Here is a 16,664-nt window from a genome sequence, read left to right on the forward strand (position 1 = left end):
TTCAAAAATCAAGGAAGTGATCTGTGTGGGGGGCACCCCAGAAGCGGAGACCGGGGCGGCGGTGACGGCCGAGGGGCTCGGCGTCAGGGGGTCGCACGGCTGGGCGTTCCGCGGTGCCGATATCGCCGCCGGCTCCGGTGCGCTGATCGCGATCGAGGGCCCGTCCGGCTCGGGCCGCACCTCCCTGCTGCTCACGCTCACCGGACGGATGCGCCCCACCGAGGGACACGGCGTGGTCGGGGGCCTCCGGGTTCCCCAACAGATGGCGCGCATACGCCGGATCAGCGCGCTCGCGCACGTACCGGGCGTCATCGAGCTCGATCCGGTGCTCACGGTCGCCGAGCATCTGCGGGAGCGGGCCCTGCTGCGGCGCCGGTTCGGCGACTCCCCGCGCGGGCTGCTGCGCCCGCGCCGTGAGCGGACCGCCGCGTCCCGGGCCGGGATCGACGCGGCCCTCACGGCCGCCGGGCTGGACCTGGACACGCTGCCCAAGGGGCCGCGTACGGCCGTACGGGACCTGGAGCGGCTGGAGGCGCTGCGGCTGTCGATCGCGCTCGCGCTCATCGCCCGGCCGCGGCTGCTGGCCGTCGACGACGCCGACCTGAAGCTCTCGGACGCCGAACGCGAGCGCGCCTGGGCGCTGCTGCGGGAGATCGCGGAGGGCGGCACCACGGTCCTCGCGGTGTGCAGCCAGGCCCCGGCCGACGCGGTCGTGGTCCGGACCGCGCGGAAGAGCCCCGCCGAAGACAGCCGGCGGGCCGACGCGGACGACTCCGACGCTCCCGCCGCCCACAAGGCCGGACACGAGGCCGCCCACAAGGCCGGACACGACGAGAACGAGAAGGGGGCGGCGGATGCGCTCGCCGAAACTCGCCGCGCTTGAGCTGAAGCGGTTCGGGAGGGGAAAGCTGCCACGGGCGGCGCTCGCCGCCCTGCTTCTGCTGCCGCTGCTCTACGGCGCGCTGTACCTGTGGTCCTTCTGGGACCCGTACGGCAAGCTGGACAAGATCCCGGTCGCCCTCGTCAACTCGGACAACGGCGCCACCGTGAAGGGCGAGCGCCTCACCGCGGGCGACGACATCAGCGGCAAGCTGCTCGACAGCAAGACCTTCGACTGGCACCGCACCAGCGCCGCCGAGGCCCGTAAGGGCGTCGCGGACGGCACGTACTACCTGTCGCTGACCGTGCCCTCGGACTTCAGCCGGCAGATCGCCACCAGCTCCGGCAAGTCCCCGGAGACCGGCGCCCTCGAGGTGCGCACCAACGACGCCAACAACTACATCGTCGGCCAGATCTCCCGCTCGGTCTTCTCCGAGGTGCGCGCCGCGGCCTCCACCAAGGCGTCCCGCGGTTTCTACGACAACATCTTCATCTCCTTCGCCGATATCCACGGCGAGACGGAGAAGGCCGCCAAGAGCGCCGACAAGCTCGGTAAGGGCATCGGCAAGGCCAAGAAGGGCGCGGACGACCTCGCCAAGGGCCTGGCCAAGGCCAAGGAGGGCAGCCGCGATCTGAAGTCCGGGCTCGGCACGCTCTACCAGGGCTCGGGGACGCTCAAGACCGGCGCGGGCGGCGTCGCCGACGGCACCCGGTCGCTGTCCGACAAGGTCAACGACGTGGCGGCCAAGGTCCGCCCGTTCCTCAAGGAGCACGGCAAGGAGATCGGGGACGTCTCCCAACTGGTCGCCGACGCCTCCCAGAAGGCGTCCGACAGCCTCGACACCCTGCCCGAGACGACCTCCACGGCGGCCACCAAGGCCCGTAAGGCGTCCGACGAGCTCGCCGCCGACCACCGGACCCGCTGCGAGCGGGCGGTGCCCGCCGACCCGGACTGTCCCGCGCTCAAGAAGTCGGTGGCGGCGGCCGACACCGCCGCCGATGTGGCCGAGGACGTCAACAAGCTGGTGCGGGACCACACCACCCAACTCGACGCCCTCGGCGGCCATCTGGACGATCTGCACGACCAGGCGCTCTGGCTCGCGCGGAACGCCCCACACCTGGACACCGACCTCGACACCGCCGTACGGAAGGTGAACGCCCTCAACTCCGGGGCGCAGAAGGTCGCCAAGGGCGCCGGAACCCTGCACACCGGGCTGAGCACCGCCAAGACCGGCGCATCCGACCTCGACAGCGGCGTCGGTAAGGCGCGCGGCGGCGCGGACACCCTGGGCGGCGGGATGTTCCGGCTCGTCGACGGCACCGGCAAGCTCTCCGGCGGGCTGCACGACGGCGCCGACAAGATCCCCGACTACGGCAAGCAGGACCGGGACGCCCGGACCGAGGTGATGGCGGATCCGGTCCGGCTGGTCGACCAGGCACTGCACAAGGCGCCCAACTACGGCACGGGCTTCGCCCCGTACTTCATCCCGCTGTCCCTGTGGGTCGGCGCGATGGTGGCCTACATGCTGATCCAGCCGCTCAACAGGCGCGCGCTCGCGGTGGGTGCCTCCTCCTGGCGGATCGCGTTCGCGGGCTGGCTGCCGGTCGCCGCGATCGGTGTGTGCCAGACGCTGGCCCTGATGGCGGTATTGCACTGGGCGATCGGCCTCCAGATGGCCCGGGCCGCGGGCACCCTCGGCTTCCTGATGCTGGTCACGGCCTGTTTCGCGGCGATCGTGCAGTGGCTGAACGCCCGCTTCGGACCGGCCGGCCGGATCCTGGTGCTGGCCCTGCTGATGCTCCAACTGACCTCCGCGGGCGGCACCTATCCGGTGCAGACCAGCCCGCGCTTCTTCAACGCCATCCATCCCTTCCTGCCCATGACCTACGTGGTGGACGGACTGCGCCGGCTCATCACCGGCGGCGGGCTCGGCCCGGTCTGGCTGGCCTGCGGGGTGCTCCTCGGATTCAGCGTGGCGGCCCTGGCGCTCACCGCGTGGTCGGCGCGGCGAAAGCAGGTGTGGTCGGTGGACCGGCTCCATCCGGAGCTGAGCCTATGAGCGGCATAACATCGACAACGGGCAGAATCGGCGCCATGGACAGCAGCAGCACGCGCCGCCAGGCCACACGCCAGAAACTCTTCGAGGCAGCGGTCACCCTCATCGCGGAACAGGGCTTCTCCTCCACCACCGTGGACGAGATCGCCGAGCGGGCCGGGGTGGCCAAGGGCACGGTCTACTACAACTTCGCCAGTAAGACCGTGCTCTTCGAGGAGCTGCTACAGCACGGCATCGAGCTGCTGACCGCATCGCTCCAGAGCGCCGCCGACGAGAACGCCGAGCGCGGTGGCAGCCATGTGGACGCGCTGGACGCCATGGTCCGGGCCGGGCTGGACTTCATCTCCCGCTATCCGTCGCTGACCCAGCTCTATGTGGCCGAGCTGTGGCGCACCAACCGGGCCTGGCAGTCCACCTTGATGATGGTGCGGCAGCGGGCCATAGCGGTGATCGAGGCCGAGCTGCGGGCCGGGGTCGCCGCGCACGAGTTCAGCGGGGAGATCGACATCCCGCTGACGGCGTCGGCGCTGTTCGGGATGGTGCTGGTGGCCGCGCTGGACTGGCAGTCCTATCAGCCGGAGCGGTCGCTGGAGGATGTGCACGCGGCGCTCTCACGGCTGCTTCAGGGCCGCGTGGGCGGGACCGTGGCCTCCGGATAGCCGGCCGCGGCCTTCGGATGGCCGACCGCGGCCTTCGGAGAGCCCGGCATGGGGGGCGGATCGGCTCCCCCGGGTACACGTAGAAGGCGCTGTTCCGGCAGATCGACTTTCATCGAGCTGACCGGAACAGCGCCTCCCCCCGTAACTCCCCCGTACTTCCCCCGTTGGAGGCTCCTGGTCCGGAGACTCCCGGTGACTCCCACCTTTCGTCCGGGCCGCCGCGCCGTTCCGCCGCCCCGTGCCGGCGGTCCGGCGCGCGGCCCTTCCGTATGCACCACTCTCTCGTCCGAGCAGGTGGCGGCCCATCCGCGCGACTACTCATCTCCCCGGCTGAGTACGCGTACTCAGGTCTGCGCACTCGTCCCCAGGCGTGGTGCCCCGGCTGTCGGTGGGGGCGGATAAAGTCGCGGTCATGGCACGGATTGTGGTGATCGGCTCCGGGATGGGCGCCATGGCGGCGGCGGCCCGGCTGGCCGTGGCGGGCCACCGGGTGGTGGTGTACGAGCGCGGGCGGACCCATGGCGGCGGGGTCGGCCGCTTCGCGCGGGACGGATTCCGCTTCGACACCGGCCCGGGGCTGCTGCACCTGCCCGCCGTCTACCGGGATCTGTTCGTGAAGACCGGCAAGCAGACCCTGGAGCAGAGCGTCGAGCTCGGCCAGGTCGACCCGGCGAGCCGGCATCTGTTCGCCGACGGCACGGACGTCCGGCTGCCCAACGCGTCACGGGCCGGAGTGCTCCAGGCGCTGGACGGCGCCTTCGGCGCGGGCGCGGGCGAGCGCTGGAGCGATCTGGTCAACCGGGCGCGCGAGGTATGGGACGCCACCCGCAGACCGCTTCTGGAGGAGCCGCTGCGCGCCGACTGGCGGGTCCTGGGCCGCGATCCCTATCCGGCCGCCCCCGTGCGGCGCGGACGGCTCAGCGGCCTGTTCGGCCGGGGCGGTGCCGACGGCCCGCCCACGCTCGCCGCCGTGGCCCGCCGCGAGCTGAAGGATCCGCGCGCCGTGGCCCTCCTGGAGAGCCATGCGCTGGCGCACGGCCTCGACCCGCGCTCCGCCCCCGCCGCGACCACCGTGCTGCCCTATATCGAGCAGACGTTCGGCACCTGGTACGTCCGCGGGGGTATGCGGGCGCTCGCCGATGCCCTCCATGAGCGCTGCCGTCAGCGGAAGGTCGAGTTCCACTTCGACGCCGAGGTCACCGGCATCGTGGAGAAGGACGGCCGTGCGGCGGGCGTGGAGCTGGCCGACGGCACCGTCGCGGAGGCCGACGCGGTGGTCTCGGGCATCGACCCCGCGCTGCTGCCCCCGCTGCTCGGCGGGCAGGCGCCCTGGCGGGAGGGGGACGTGCGGCCGGAGCCCGGCGCGGGCGGCGGCACGCCGGGGCGGCTGACCGTCCTTCTGGCGCTGCGCGGCACCCGCCCCGAGGACGCCACGCACCGCACCGTGGTCCACGCCCCGGACCGGGAGGCGGAGTTGGCCGCCGTCTTCGGCGACGGCCACGGGCTCCGCGAGCCCCGCCCCCACCCCACGGTGACCGTGCTGCGCCCGGACGACCCCACGGTGCGCCCGGACGAGGAGCACGAGGCCGTCACCCTTACCTCCGTCGCCGCCCCGCACGGCCCGGTGGACTGGACGGACGGCACGGCGGCGGAGCAGGCCGCCCAGCGGCTGATCACGGCCGCCGAGGCCGCGATACCGGGACTGCGGGGCCGGATGCTGTGGCACGAGGTCCGCACCCCCGCCGACACCCAGGCGGAGACGGGCGCCAGGGGCGGCGCCGTGCCGGGCCCGGTGCTCGCCGGGGCGGACGGCGCGTTTCTGCGGCCCGCCAATGTCACCCGGCTCCCGGGCCTGTATCTGGCGGGCGGCTGGGCCCATCCGGGCGGTGGGCTCGCCCACGCCGGGATGTCGGGCGCGCTGGTGGCCGGGCTGATCGTCGAGGGCGAGGACTGGCGCGGCTCCCAGTAGAGCGGCTCCCAGTTGAGCGGCTCCCAGGGCTCCCGGAAGTCCCAGAGCTCCCAGCGCTCCTGGGAAACACGTGAGCCCGCCCCCGGGGAGCGGGCTCACCTGGCAGCGGGCTCCGAGGCGGTGCCGGGCTCAGTAGCGGTACTGCTCGTCGAAGCCCTGGGGGTAGCCCTGGCCCTGGGCCTGGCCCTGTTGCTGCTGGTACGGGTACCCCTGCTGGTCGGCCGGGGGCGCGGCGTCGCCTTCGCGCTGCTGCGGCACCCAGGGCCCGCCGGACTGCGTCACGTCGTACGCCGGGTCCGGCGAGGGGTAGGAGGCGTCGGCCGCCCAGTGGTCGCCACCGTAGGCCCCGGCCCCGCCGTACGGATCCTGCTGGCCGTAGGCCGCGTACTGGTCGGCGTACTGCTGCTGGCCGTAAGCCTGCTGGTCGTATGCCTGCTGCTCATAGGACTGGGCCTGGGGCTGGGGCTGGGCGCCGCCGTAGGGGTCCTGGCCGTAGGCCGCGTACGCCTCGTTCCCGTAGCCGTACTGCCCGCCGCGCCCACCCTGGCCCATCTGGTCCGCGTAGACGTCCTGGCCGTAGTTCTGGCCGTTCCCCTGGCTGTGGTCCTGGCCGTGGTCCTGCTGCGAGCCGTAGCCGCCGTACGTCTCGTACGCGCTGTAGCCACCCGCCGCCTCGCCGCTGTACGCGCCCGCGGCCGGGGTGAAGGCCGACGGCTCCTCGTAGACGCCGTACTCGCCGGTGTCGTCGGGCAGCGGCTGCGGCTGGTACGTGGGCGGCTCCGGCTGCGCCGCCGGGACCGCCTCCAGGTCGGACACCTCGAGGATCGGCTCCTTGTCCGAGTCGTCCGGCCGGGGGCCGCGCTCCCCGCGGCCGAGCAGCCCGGGCAGCCCGCCGCTCAGCGCCCAGCCCGCGGCGAAGCCGCGCCGGAAGGAGAGCGTCACATACGTCTGGCCTATGGCGAAGGCGATCGCCCCCACCCCGATCACCGGAACCGACGGCATCAGCACGCCGACGACCACGCCCAGAAAGCCGACGAACGCCAGCAGCCGCCAGCGCAGCCGCGCCTTGTACTGGAGGAGGACCTCCCCCAGCAGCCACAGCGCGACGACGCCGAATGCGATGTAGAGGACCGTCCAGCCCATGCCCGCCCCTCTCAATGCGGCCGCCCGTCGGCTGCCGTCATCAGGATCAGGACCGCTGATGCAGTCCCAGATTCTCGTAGATTTCCAGCGTCGCCGGGGAGTGGTTCAGGGTGATGAAGTGCAGCCCGGGGATCTCCTCGGCCATCAACCGCGCACACACCTCTGTGGCGTAGTCGATTCCGATCGAGCGTACAGCCGCCGGGTCGTCTTTCACCGCCAGGATCCGTTCAGCCAGTTCGGGCGGGAACGCGGCATTGCTGAGCTGAGCGAACCGCTCGATCTGCTTGACGTTCGTGACGGGCATGATCTCAGGGATGATCGGAGTCGTACAGCCCGCTGCCGCGACCCGGTCGCGCAGCCGCAGATAGTCCTCGGGGTAGAAGAACATCTGCGTGATGGCGAAGTCGGCGCCCGCGCGGCACTTGTCGATGAAGTGACGGATGTCGGTGTCCCAGTCCGTCGAGCGGGGGTGCATCTCGGGGAACGCGGCCACGCCGACGCAGAAGTCCCCGGACTCCTTGATCAACTGGACCAGCTCGACGGCGTAGTCGAGGCCGTCGGGGTGCCGGATCCACTCGCCCGTGGGGTCGCCGGGCGGGTCGCCGCGCAGGGCCAGCATGTTCCGGATCCCGGCGTCGGCGTACTGCCCGATGATGTTGCGCAGCTCGGCCCGGGAGTGGTTGACGGCGGTCAGATGGGCGACGGGGGTGAGCGTGGTGTCCGTCGCGATGCGCTCGGTGACGCGCACGGTGCCCTCGCGGGAGGAACCGCCGGCTCCGTAGGTCACGGAGACGAAGGTGGGCGAGACTGCTTCCAGCTTGCGGATGGCGTTCCACAGCGTCTGCTCGCCCTTCGCCGTCTTGGGGGCGAAGAACTCGAAGGAATACGACTGCTCGCCCGATGCGAGCAGATCGCGCACGGTCCGGGCGCGATCGGTCCTGGTGGAAGCGGTGCCTAGGGCCATACGTGCAGGCTATCCACCCGGCTCGGCTACGCCCACCCGACCTCGGAGATTTGGGGGTTTTGCCAGCTTTCTGTCCGCAGTGCGGACAGCTCGGCGCGCCCTCGACCGGCGGACGAGCCGAGCCGGATGAAAACCGGGTGAAAGCCCGGTGACAAACGGGGTGACAGGTCGGGCGACAAACCGGGGGACAAGTCGGGTGGCAAGCCGGGGCCGGTCGGCGGTCAGGCCGCGCGCACCCGCTTGGCCAGCTCCGCCGTCGCCCCCGCAGGGTCATCGGCGGCCGTGATCGCCCGGACCACGACGATGCGGCGGGCGCCGGCCTCCAGGACCTGATCCAGGTTGGAGGCGTCGATTCCACCGATGGCGAACCACGGCCGCTCGGTGCCCAGCGCGGCGGCGTGGCGCACCAGGGACAGCCCCGGGGCGGGGCGGCCCGGCTTGGTGGGGGTGGGCCAGCAGGGGCCGGTGCAGAAGTAGTCCACACCGGGCTGGACGGCCGCCGCGTCCACCTCCGCCTCCGCATGGGTGGAGCGCCCGATCAGCACATCCGCGCCGAGGATCGCGCGCGCCGCGGGCACCGGCAGATCGCCCTGGCCCAGATGGAGCACATCCGAGCCGATGGCATGCGCGACATCGGCCCGGTCGTTGACGGCCAGCAGCTTTCCGTGGCGGCGGCAGGCGTCCGCGAAGACCTGGAGCTGCTCCAGCTCCTCGGCGGCCTCCATCTCCTTGTCCCGCAACTGGACGATGTCCACCCCCGCCGCCAGGACGGCGTCCAGGAACTCCGGCAGGTCGCCCTGGCGCTTCCGTGCGTCGGTGCACAGATAGAGGCGGGCGTCGGCCAGTTGCTCATGCGTGGTGGCGGTGGTGGACATGGTTCGGTACCCCCGGAGGGTCGGCGGCGTACGGGCCGTGCGTGGAGCCCGGCCCGTACGCCGTGTGCGACAACATGCGATGACGTGCGGCTACATGCGGTTGCGTGCGGCTACATGCGGTTGCAGCTACATGCGGTTGCGTGCGGTTGCATGCGGTTAGATGCGACAACGGCGGCGGAAACGCGAGAGCGACCAGCCCTGGGCACGCCCCGTACGGACTCTGTACGAGCCCCGTACGGCAGGCGGCGGAAGGCTGGACGGAAGCGGCGTCAGACGGCGAGCGCCTGCGCGCGCCGCTTCACTTCCGTACCGCGATTCTCGCCCAGGGCCCGTGCCGGGGTGCCGGGCAGGCTCGGGTCGGGGGTGAAGAGCCACTCCAGCATCTCTTCGTCACTGAAGCCGTCGTCCTTCAACAGCGTCAAGGTCCCCACGAGGCCCTTGACGACCTTTCCGTCGGCGATGAACTCCTCGGGCACCTGAAGCACCCTGTTCTCCCCACGGCGCACCGCGATTAGCTGGCCCTCCTTGACCAACTGCCGGACGCGCGTCACCTCGACCCCGAGTCGTTCGGCGACGTCGGGGAGGGTGAGCCAGGCGGGGACGAGAGCATCGATCTTTGCGTCAATCTCGGTCACGGAACAAGCCTGCCATCTGGGACTGACAGTGGGTAGCCGGGCGCCCGCCGCGCGGGCCGCCCGGCCCGTCCCGGACGTCCCGCCCAGCGGCCGACCGGCCGGTCAGCACACGGCCGACTTCAGCGGCACCGACGGGTCCTCGGCCCGCGTCCGGTCCAGCCGGGCGCCGCGCTCGATCAGCTTGCGCCCCTGGGCCAGATCGCGCGGACGGCCGACGGCCAGCAGGGCGACCAGGGCGCCCTCGCGCAGCCAGCACACCGACCAGGCGGCACCGGCCGGATCGCCGCGCCAGACCAGTTCGTCGGCCTCCGAATGGTGCCCGGCGTACTGCACGAAGCGCCCGAACTGCTCGGACCAGAAATACGGCACCGGGTCGTAGACCACGCCGGGGAAGTGGGCCGCCGTCCGGCTCCCCACCACATTGGCGGCGACGGTGCGCGGCCCCTGGAGCGCGTTGTCCCAGTGGTGCACCAGCAGCCGGGTGCCGTAGCGGGCGGACGGGAAGGAGGCACAGTCGCCGACCGCGTAGACATCCGGCGCCGAGCTGCGCAGCCGGTTGTCGGCGGCGACCGAGCGGTCCTCGGCCAGCTCCACGCCCGAGCCCGCCAGCCAGTCCGTGGCCGGCCGGGCCCCGATCCCGACGACCACCGCGCCCGCCCGCAGCCGGGTGCCGTCGCCGAGCACCAGCCCGCTCTCGTCCACGGAGGCCACTCGGGCGCCGGTCACCAGCCGGGCGCCGGAGTCCTCGTACCAGGCCGCCATGGGGGCCGCGACCTCGGCCGGGAGGGCGCCCGCCAGCGGCCGGTCCGCGGCCTCGACGACGGTCACGGCGCAGCCCGCCTCGCGCGCCGCCGTGGCGAACTCCGCGCCGATCCAGCCCGCCCCGACGACCGCGATCTCGCGCTGCCGGGCGAGCACCGGGCGCAGCCGCACCGCGTCGTCCAGGGTGCGCAGCAGATGGACGCCAGGTACGCCCTCGCTGCCCGGCAGCGGGATCGGCTCGGCGCCGGTGGCGATCACCAGGACGTCGTACGGGAGCTGTCCGGTCGCGGTCTCGACCAGCCGCTTGTCCGTGCGGAGCCCGGTGACCTGGACGCCCAGCCGCAGCGTGATGCCGAGCCCGGCGAAGTCCACGTCGAGCGTCGAGCCCTCGGCCTTGCCGAGCAGCACGGCCTTGGACAGCGGCGGCCGGTCGTAGGGCTGGTGGGGCTCCGCGCCCAGCAGGACGATCTCCCCCGTCCAGCCCTGTTCGCGTAGCGCGACGGCGGTCTGCACCCCCGCCATGCCCGCTCCGACGATCACCACCCGCTGTTCGCCGCCGCCGCTCGAGGACGGCTTCGTCGTCGTCTCATCGCTCACACGATCACTGTATTGCGGCTGGTGGGGCGGACCGGAGAGGACGAGGGGAGATCTCGGGCACAGAGGGGTGGGGCGTGGGGGTGGTTGGCTTCTGGTGGGGGGTGGCTTGGCTTTCGGCGGGGTGTGGCTCGGCCCTCTCGGGCCCGGCCCCGCTCTGGGGGTTCTGGCGAGAGCTGGGGCGGGGGGCTGGGGCGGGGGCCGGATGGCGGGTGCGGGCTTGTGGGCGCCTTCGGCGGTGGTCCCCCACCCCGCCCCTTCCCGAAACGAAGGGGCTCCGCCCCCTCGGCCCCCGCCGGGGCTCCGCCCCGGACCCCGCTCCTCAAACGCCGGAGGGGCTGGATTGACGGCCCGCGCCGGAGGGGGTGGGTGGGACGCCGGAGGGGCTCGGGCGGGGTGTCGGAGGGGGCGGGTTACGGAAACGTCAGGGCTGAGTTGAGGCGTCGGAGCGGCTGCGTAAAGGCGTCGGAGGGGTTGGGTCGGGACCCGGTGGGGCCCTGTTGCATGGCGGGTGGTCGGGGTTTCGGGGGATTCGGGGGCGTACTAGGGTGGCGGGGCAGAGCACTCGCGGGAGCCCGGGCGGACCGGGCTGAGAGGGAGGCTGAGACGGCCTCCGACCGTACGAACCTGATCCGGGTCATGCCGGCGAAGGGAGGGGCAGCGTGTCCACGCACGCACCAGGTCACTACGACGGACCACACACCTCTGGGCTTGGCGGCCGACCATCCGTGGGCGGGCCGCCCGACGGGCGCTACGACGTCCTCGTCATCGGGGGCGGCATCATCGGCCTGGTCACGGCCTGGCGGGCGGCCCAGCGGGGGCTGCGTACCGTCCTCGCCGACCCCGCGCCCGGCGGCGGAGCCGCCTGGGTGGCGGCGGGGATGCTGGCCGCGGTCACCGAGCTTCATTACGGTGAGCAGACCCTCCTCGGGCTCAACTTGGCCTCCGCGCGCCGCTATCCGGACTTCGTGGCCGAGCTGGAGGAGGCGAGCGGCCAGGACGTGGGGCACCGCGTGTGCGGCACGCTCGCCGTGGCGTTCGACGCCGACGACCGTGCCCATCTGCGCGAGCTGCATACGTTCCAGCAGGGGCTCGGGCTGGAGTCCGAGTGGCTGACGGGGCGTGAATGCCGCCGTCTGGAACCGATGCTCGCGCCGGGCGTGCACGGCGGGCTGCGGGTCTCCGGCGACGACCAGGTGGACCCGCGGCGGCTGACGGCGGCGCTGCTCACCGCGTGCGAGCGGGCCGGGGTCGCCTTTCACCGCGCCCGCGCGGAGCGGCTGTTGGTGGACGGCGACCGCGCCATCGGGATCGAGCTGACCGGGGGCACGCGCCTGGCCGCCGAGCGGACCGTACTGGCCGCAGGCAGCCTCAGCGGACGGCTCGCGGGCGTCCCGGACGACGTGCTGCCGCCCGTACGCCCCGTCAAGGGGCAGGTGCTGCGGCTGTCGGTGCCCGAGCGGTACGCGCCGTTCCTCTCCCGGACCGTACGGGCCGTGGTGCGCGGCGGGCCGGTCTACCTGGTGCCGCGCGAGAACGGCGAACTGGTCATCGGCGCGACCAGCGAGGAGCTGGGCTGGGACACCACGGTCACCGCGGGCGGGGTGTACGAACTGCTGCGGGACGCCCATGAGGTGGTGCCCGGCATCACCGAACTGCCGCTGGTGGAGACCTGCGCCGGGCTGCGCCCCGGCTCCCCCGACAACGCCCCGATGCTCGGCCCGACCGCGCTTCCGGGGCTGCTGCTGGCCACCGGCCACCACCGCAACGGCGTCCTGCTCACCCCGATCACCGGCGATGTCATGACCGAGGCGCTGACGAGCGGAGAACTCCCGCCGGTGGCCCGGCCGTTCACCCCGCTGCGCTTCGCGGCCCCCGCAGCCACACTCACCCCAGCACAGGAGCAGCACCCATGACCGTCTCCGTCAACGGCGAGCCCCGCGAGGTCCCGGACGGGACCACCCTCGACCGGCTTGTCGCGACCCTCACCCAGGCGCCCTCGGGCGTCGCCGCCGCCGTCAACGAGACGGTCGTCCCACGCACCCAATGGCCCGCGACCCCGCTCGGCGACGGTGATCGCGTCGAGGTCCTCACCGCGGTCCAAGGAGGCTGATCCCACCCATGGCTCCCACCACGGCCGCTGCGGCCGCCACGAACACCACGGCCGCCACACCCGTCACCACTGCCCCGAACGCCCCGGGCCGCGCGCCCCTCGCCACCCCCGACCCGCTCACCATCGCCGGAACCGACTTCGGCTCCCGCCTGATCATGGGCACCGGCGGCGCTCCCAGCCTGGAGATCCTGGAACGCTCGCTGCTGGCCTCCGGCACCGAGCTGACGACCGTCGCGATGCGGCGGCTCGACCCCACGGTGCAGGGGTCGGTGCTCTCCGTCCTCAACCGGCACGGCATCCGCCCGCTCCCCAACACCGCCGGGTGTTTCACCGCGGGTGAGGCCGTGCTCACCGCCCGCCTCGCCCGGGAGGCCCTGGGCACGGACTGGGTCAAGCTGGAGGTGGTCGCCGACGAGCGCACCCTGCTCCCCGATCCGATCGAGCTGCTGGACGCCGCCGAGGCACTGGTCGACGACGGGTTCACGGTCCTCCCGTACACCAATGACGACCCGATCCTGGCCCGGAAGCTGGAGGACGTCGGCTGCGCCGCGATCATGCCGCTCGGCTCCCCGATCGGCTCCGGTCTCGGCATCCGCAATCCGCACAACTTCCAGCTCATCACCGAGCGCGCCACCGTGCCGGTGATCCTGGACGCGGGCGCGGGCACGGCGTCGGACGCCGCGCTGGCCATGGAGCTGGGGTGCGCGGCGGTGATGCTCGCCTCGGCCGTCACCCGGGCCCAGGAGCCGGAGCTGATGGCGGGGGCGATGCGGCATGCGGTGGAGGCGGGTCGGCTGGCCCACCGGGCGGGCCGGATCCCGCGCCGCCACTTCGCCGAGGCGTCCAGCCCGGCGGAGGGCCTGGCGGCCCTGGACCCCGAGCGCCCGGCCTTCGGCTAGGGCCCGTGCGGGCCCGGCGCTCGGCCACCCGCTGTCCGGGGCCGCCGTCCGGCCACCCGCCGTCCGGGCAGGGCGTTCGGCCAGCCCCGCGTCCGAGCCGCCCGGCCCCCGGCCCCCGGCCCGCGGCCCCCGGCCAGACTCCGCCCGGGCCCGGCGTCCGGCCTGTGGGCGCCTTCGGCGGTAGTCCCCCACCCCGCCCCTTCCCGCAGCATCGATTTGCGGCTCCGCCGCGTGGGGCGGGGCTCCGCCCCCTCGGCCCCCGCCGGGGCTCCGCCCCGGACCCCGCTCCTCAAACGCCGGAGGGGCTGGAATGCGGAAGCACCGCAGGGGCTGGATTGAGGGAGCGCCGGAGGGGCTGGGTTGAGGGAGCACCGCAGGGGCTGGAATGCGGAAGCACCGCAGGGGCTGGATTGACGGACCGCGCCGGAGGGGCTGGGTTGAGGGAGCACCGCAGGGGCTGGATTGCGGAAGCGCCGCAGAGGCTGGATTGACGGCCCGGTGCGGCCCTCTACCGTGGATTGAGGGAGCAGCGCGCAGCGCGGAGGTGGTCGCCGTGTCCGTGACCGTGGACGACCGGATCGAGCGCGAGGTGTACGTAGCGGCGCCGATCGACCGGGTGTGGCGGGTGCTGACGACGCCCGAGCACATCCGCGTCTGGTACGCCCCCGGTGGCTGCGAGATCGATCCGCACCCGGGTGGGAGGCTCCGGTTCCGGTGGGACGAACACGGAGAGTTCCATGGTCAGGTCGAGCGGGCGGTCCCCGACACGCTCTTCCGCTTCCGGCTGGCCCTGGAGCCCGATCACGCGCCCTCGGACCCCGGGGAGGCGACCCTGGTGGAGTTCGCGCTCTCCCCCGAGGGGCGGGGCACCCGGCTGCGGCTGGCGGAGAGCGGTATCCGTGCCCTGGCCGTCCCCGAGGCCGCCAAGGCCAAGCACGCCGAGTACGCCACGCTGTCCTGGACCTCCGCGCTCGAGGAGCTGGCCGCGATCGCCGCCGCGTCGCACAACTGACCCGCCGTTGTCACCGTTCCGCTCCAGTACCCGTCCCACCTGGGGCGGGCGGTCATGGCTCAGATCGACGCCTCGTAGACTTCCCCCGTGGATACGACCCTCCAGGACCCCCTCGTCGGGCAGGAGCTCGACGGCCGCTACCGCGTTGAGGCGCGGATCGCCGTCGGCGGGATGGCGACGGTCTACCGGGCCGTCGACACCCGGCTGGACCGTGTGCTCGCCCTGAAGGTGATGCACCAGAGCCTCGCCTCCGACGCCGCCTTCGTCGACCGCTTCATCCGTGAGGCGAAGTCCGTCGCGAGACTCGCGCACGCCAATGTGGTCGCCGTCTACGACCAGGGAGCGGACGGCGGCCATGTCTATCTGGCCATGGAATACGTCGCGGGCTGCACCCTGCGCGATGTGCTCCGCGGGCGCGGGGCCCTGCATCCACGCGCCGCGCTGGACATCCTGGAGCCGGTGCTGGCCGCGCTCGGGGCGGCCCACCGCGCCGGTTTCGTCCACCGCGACATGAAGCCCGAGAATGTGCTGATCGGGGACGACGGCCGGGTCAAGGTCGCCGACTTCGGCCTGGTCCGGGCGGTGGACACCAACACCAGCGCCTCCACCGGCACCGTCCTCGGCACCGTGTCCTATCTCGCGCCCGAGCAGATCGAGCACGGCACGGCCGACCCCCGCGCCGATGTCTACGCCTGCGGTGTGGTGCTGTACGAGATGCTGACCGGCGCCAAGCCGCACGGCGGCAGCACCCCGGCGCAGGTCCTCTACCAGCACCTCAACGAGGACGTCCCGCCGCCGTCCGACCTCGCGCCCGGGGTCGCCCCCGAGCTGGACGAGCTGGTCGCCTCGGCCACCGCGCGCGCGGCCGAGGGGCGCCCCGCCGACGCCGTCGCGCTGCTGAGCGCGACCCGCGCGGTGCGGTCCGCGCTGACCGATGACCAGTTGGACGCGGTGCCCCCGCAGGCCAGGGAGGACACCTCGGCCGGTGCCGAGAACCGTACGACGGTGATTCCGCGCCCGGCGGCGGCCGTCGACGACGAGCAGGAGCGGCTCAACCTCACCAGCCGGCTGGAGCTGCCGCCGGAACCGCCCCGCCGGCAGGGGCAAGGCCGGAGCGGCCGGGGCCGGATGTCGCGCCGCGGGATCATGACGATCGCCGCCGCGGTGGTGCTGGCGATCGCCCTCGCCGCCGGTATCTGGTACATCAGCGTCGGCCAGTTCACCGAGGTCCCGCCGGTGCTGCGGAAGACCCGGGCGGAGGCGGAGAAGAAGCTGCACGGCGCCGGGCTCGATGTGAAGGTCGTCAACGAGTTCAGCGATGTCATCCCCAAGGGCAAGGTCATCGGCTCCAAGCCGGGCCCGGGCGAGCGCGTCCGCGACACCGGCACCGTGACCATCCGGGTCTCCCAGGGGCCGCCGCGGGCCGAGGTGCCCAATGTGGTGGGCATGCCGCTGGCCGAGGCCAAGCGGAAGATCGCGGACCAGGGGCTGCGGGTCGGCAAGGTCATCCGCCGCTTCAGCAGTGAGACGGCCCAGGACTCGGTCCTCTCCACCAGCCCGGTCTCCGGCTCCGTGCGCCGCCCCGAGACACCGGTGTCGATCGTGGTCAGCAAGGGCCAGCCGGTCGACATCCCGGACGTGGTGGGCGAATCGGTCGACGAGGCCCGGTCCGAGCTGGAGGACCAGGGCTTCAAGGTGAAGATCGCCGACCGGCAGGTGTTCTCGGAGGAGGACAAGGGTTCGGTCGCCGAGCAGTCCCCCTCGGGAGACGGCGACCAACAGGGCGCCAAGGGCGATACGGTCACGCTGACCGTCTCCAAGGGCGTGCAGATGATCGAGGTGCCGGACGTCACGGGTATGACGGCCGACGACGCCAAGGCGCAGCTCGAGGGGGCCGGCTTCAAGGTGGACGTCGAGAAGGCGCTGCTGTTCCCCGGGGACAAGGTGCAGGACCAGTCGGTGGCCGGCGGGGACGAGGCGCCCAAGGGGAGCACGATCACCATCAAGATCAAGGGCGGCGTGTTCTAGGGCTCCCTGCTTCTGGGGGCCTTCCAGGGCTCCGGCCCAGCGGCCTTGCGGCTGCCGGACGGCGAGCGCGATCCG

General features: G+C 72.9%; 14 protein-coding genes and 1 riboswitch. Of the genes, 9 read left to right on the forward strand and 5 right to left on the reverse strand.

Annotation, left to right across the window (positions count from 1 at the left end):
• Positions 1–25 precede the first annotated feature (25 nt).
• The 4 genes from ACK1X7_RS14435 (at position 26) to ACK1X7_RS14450 (ending at position 5,564) form a co-directional block, all read left to right on the forward strand.
• Positions 26–883, forward strand: coding sequence for an ATP-binding cassette domain-containing protein (locus ACK1X7_RS14435; RefSeq protein WP_390792937.1), 858 nt, complete (start codon positions 26–28; stop codon positions 881–883).
• Positions 855–2,939: a YhgE/Pip family protein gene (locus ACK1X7_RS14440; protein ID WP_413115143.1), complete on the forward strand. Its 2,085-nt coding sequence runs from the start codon at positions 855–857 to the stop codon at positions 2,937–2,939. The genes ACK1X7_RS14435 and ACK1X7_RS14440 overlap by 29 nt, the downstream gene beginning before the upstream one ends.
• A gap of 35 nt (positions 2,940–2,974) precedes the next feature.
• On the forward strand, positions 2,975–3,595 hold the full coding sequence (locus ACK1X7_RS14445; RefSeq protein WP_059143443.1) for a TetR/AcrR family transcriptional regulator: 621 nt from the start codon (positions 2,975–2,977) through the stop codon (positions 3,593–3,595).
• 412 nt (positions 3,596–4,007) lie between these two features.
• On the forward strand, positions 4,008–5,564 hold the full coding sequence (locus ACK1X7_RS14450) for a phytoene desaturase family protein (protein WP_385157777.1): 1,557 nt from the start codon (positions 4,008–4,010) through the stop codon (positions 5,562–5,564).
• A gap of 129 nt (positions 5,565–5,693) precedes the next feature.
• Here the strand turns inward: ACK1X7_RS14450 and ACK1X7_RS14455 are convergent, their stop codons facing one another.
• The 5 genes from ACK1X7_RS14455 to ACK1X7_RS14475 all read right to left on the reverse strand — a co-directional run bounded on the left by ACK1X7_RS14455 (position 5,694) and on the right by ACK1X7_RS14475 (position 10,465).
• Complete coding sequence (locus tag ACK1X7_RS14455; protein WP_413115144.1) at positions 5,694–6,707, reverse strand: hypothetical protein; 1,014 nt, start codon at positions 6,705–6,707, stop codon at positions 5,694–5,696.
• Between the two features lie 46 nt (positions 6,708–6,753).
• Positions 6,754–7,671, reverse strand: coding sequence for a methylenetetrahydrofolate reductase [NAD(P)H] (gene metF, locus ACK1X7_RS14460; protein ID WP_385157783.1), 918 nt, complete (start codon positions 7,669–7,671; stop codon positions 6,754–6,756).
• 221 nt (positions 7,672–7,892) lie between these two features.
• Positions 7,893–8,546: a thiamine phosphate synthase gene (thiE, locus tag ACK1X7_RS14465; protein WP_385157786.1), complete on the reverse strand. Its 654-nt coding sequence runs from the start codon at positions 8,544–8,546 to the stop codon at positions 7,893–7,895.
• Between the two features lie 269 nt (positions 8,547–8,815).
• Positions 8,816–9,181 (reverse strand): Rv2175c family DNA-binding protein, encoded by a 366-nt coding sequence (locus ACK1X7_RS14470; RefSeq protein ID WP_014060030.1) that lies wholly within the window; start codon positions 9,179–9,181, stop codon positions 8,816–8,818.
• Between the two features lie 102 nt (positions 9,182–9,283).
• Positions 9,284–10,465: an NAD(P)/FAD-dependent oxidoreductase gene (locus tag ACK1X7_RS14475; protein WP_385153917.1), complete on the reverse strand. Its 1,182-nt coding sequence runs from the start codon at positions 10,463–10,465 to the stop codon at positions 9,284–9,286.
• Positions 10,466–11,094: 629 nt separating this feature from the next.
• Positions 11,095–11,208, forward strand: a riboswitch (TPP riboswitch).
• 57 nt (positions 11,209–11,265) lie between these two features.
• On the opposite strand from ACK1X7_RS14475, the gene thiO reads away from it, so the two are divergent.
• The 5 genes from thiO (at position 11,266) to pknB (ending at position 16,589) form a co-directional block, all read left to right on the forward strand.
• Positions 11,266–12,453, forward strand: coding sequence for a glycine oxidase ThiO (gene thiO, locus ACK1X7_RS14480; protein WP_385153914.1), 1,188 nt, complete (start codon positions 11,266–11,268; stop codon positions 12,451–12,453).
• Positions 12,450–12,650, forward strand: coding sequence for a sulfur carrier protein ThiS (gene thiS / locus ACK1X7_RS14485; RefSeq protein ID WP_014060033.1), 201 nt, complete (start codon positions 12,450–12,452; stop codon positions 12,648–12,650). Before thiO ends, thiS begins: the two co-directional genes overlap by 4 nt.
• A gap of 8 nt (positions 12,651–12,658) precedes the next feature.
• Positions 12,659–13,549 (forward strand): thiazole synthase, encoded by an 891-nt coding sequence (locus ACK1X7_RS14490; protein WP_413115145.1) that lies wholly within the window; start codon positions 12,659–12,661, stop codon positions 13,547–13,549.
• 553 nt (positions 13,550–14,102) lie between these two features.
• Positions 14,103–14,561 carry an SRPBCC domain-containing protein gene (locus ACK1X7_RS14495; protein WP_361498371.1) on the forward strand — a complete coding sequence of 153 codons (459 nt, stop codon included), beginning with the start codon at positions 14,103–14,105 and terminating at the stop codon, positions 14,559–14,561.
• Between the two features lie 87 nt (positions 14,562–14,648).
• Positions 14,649–16,589, forward strand: coding sequence for a Stk1 family PASTA domain-containing Ser/Thr kinase (gene pknB, locus ACK1X7_RS14500; protein WP_398159326.1), 1,941 nt, complete (start codon positions 14,649–14,651; stop codon positions 16,587–16,589).
• Positions 16,590–16,664 lie beyond the last annotated feature (75 nt).

It is taken from the genome of Streptomyces sp. CY-1 (assembly GCF_047218265.1).
Lineage (GTDB): Bacteria > Actinomycetota > Actinomycetes > Streptomycetales > Streptomycetaceae > Streptomyces > Streptomyces niphimycinicus.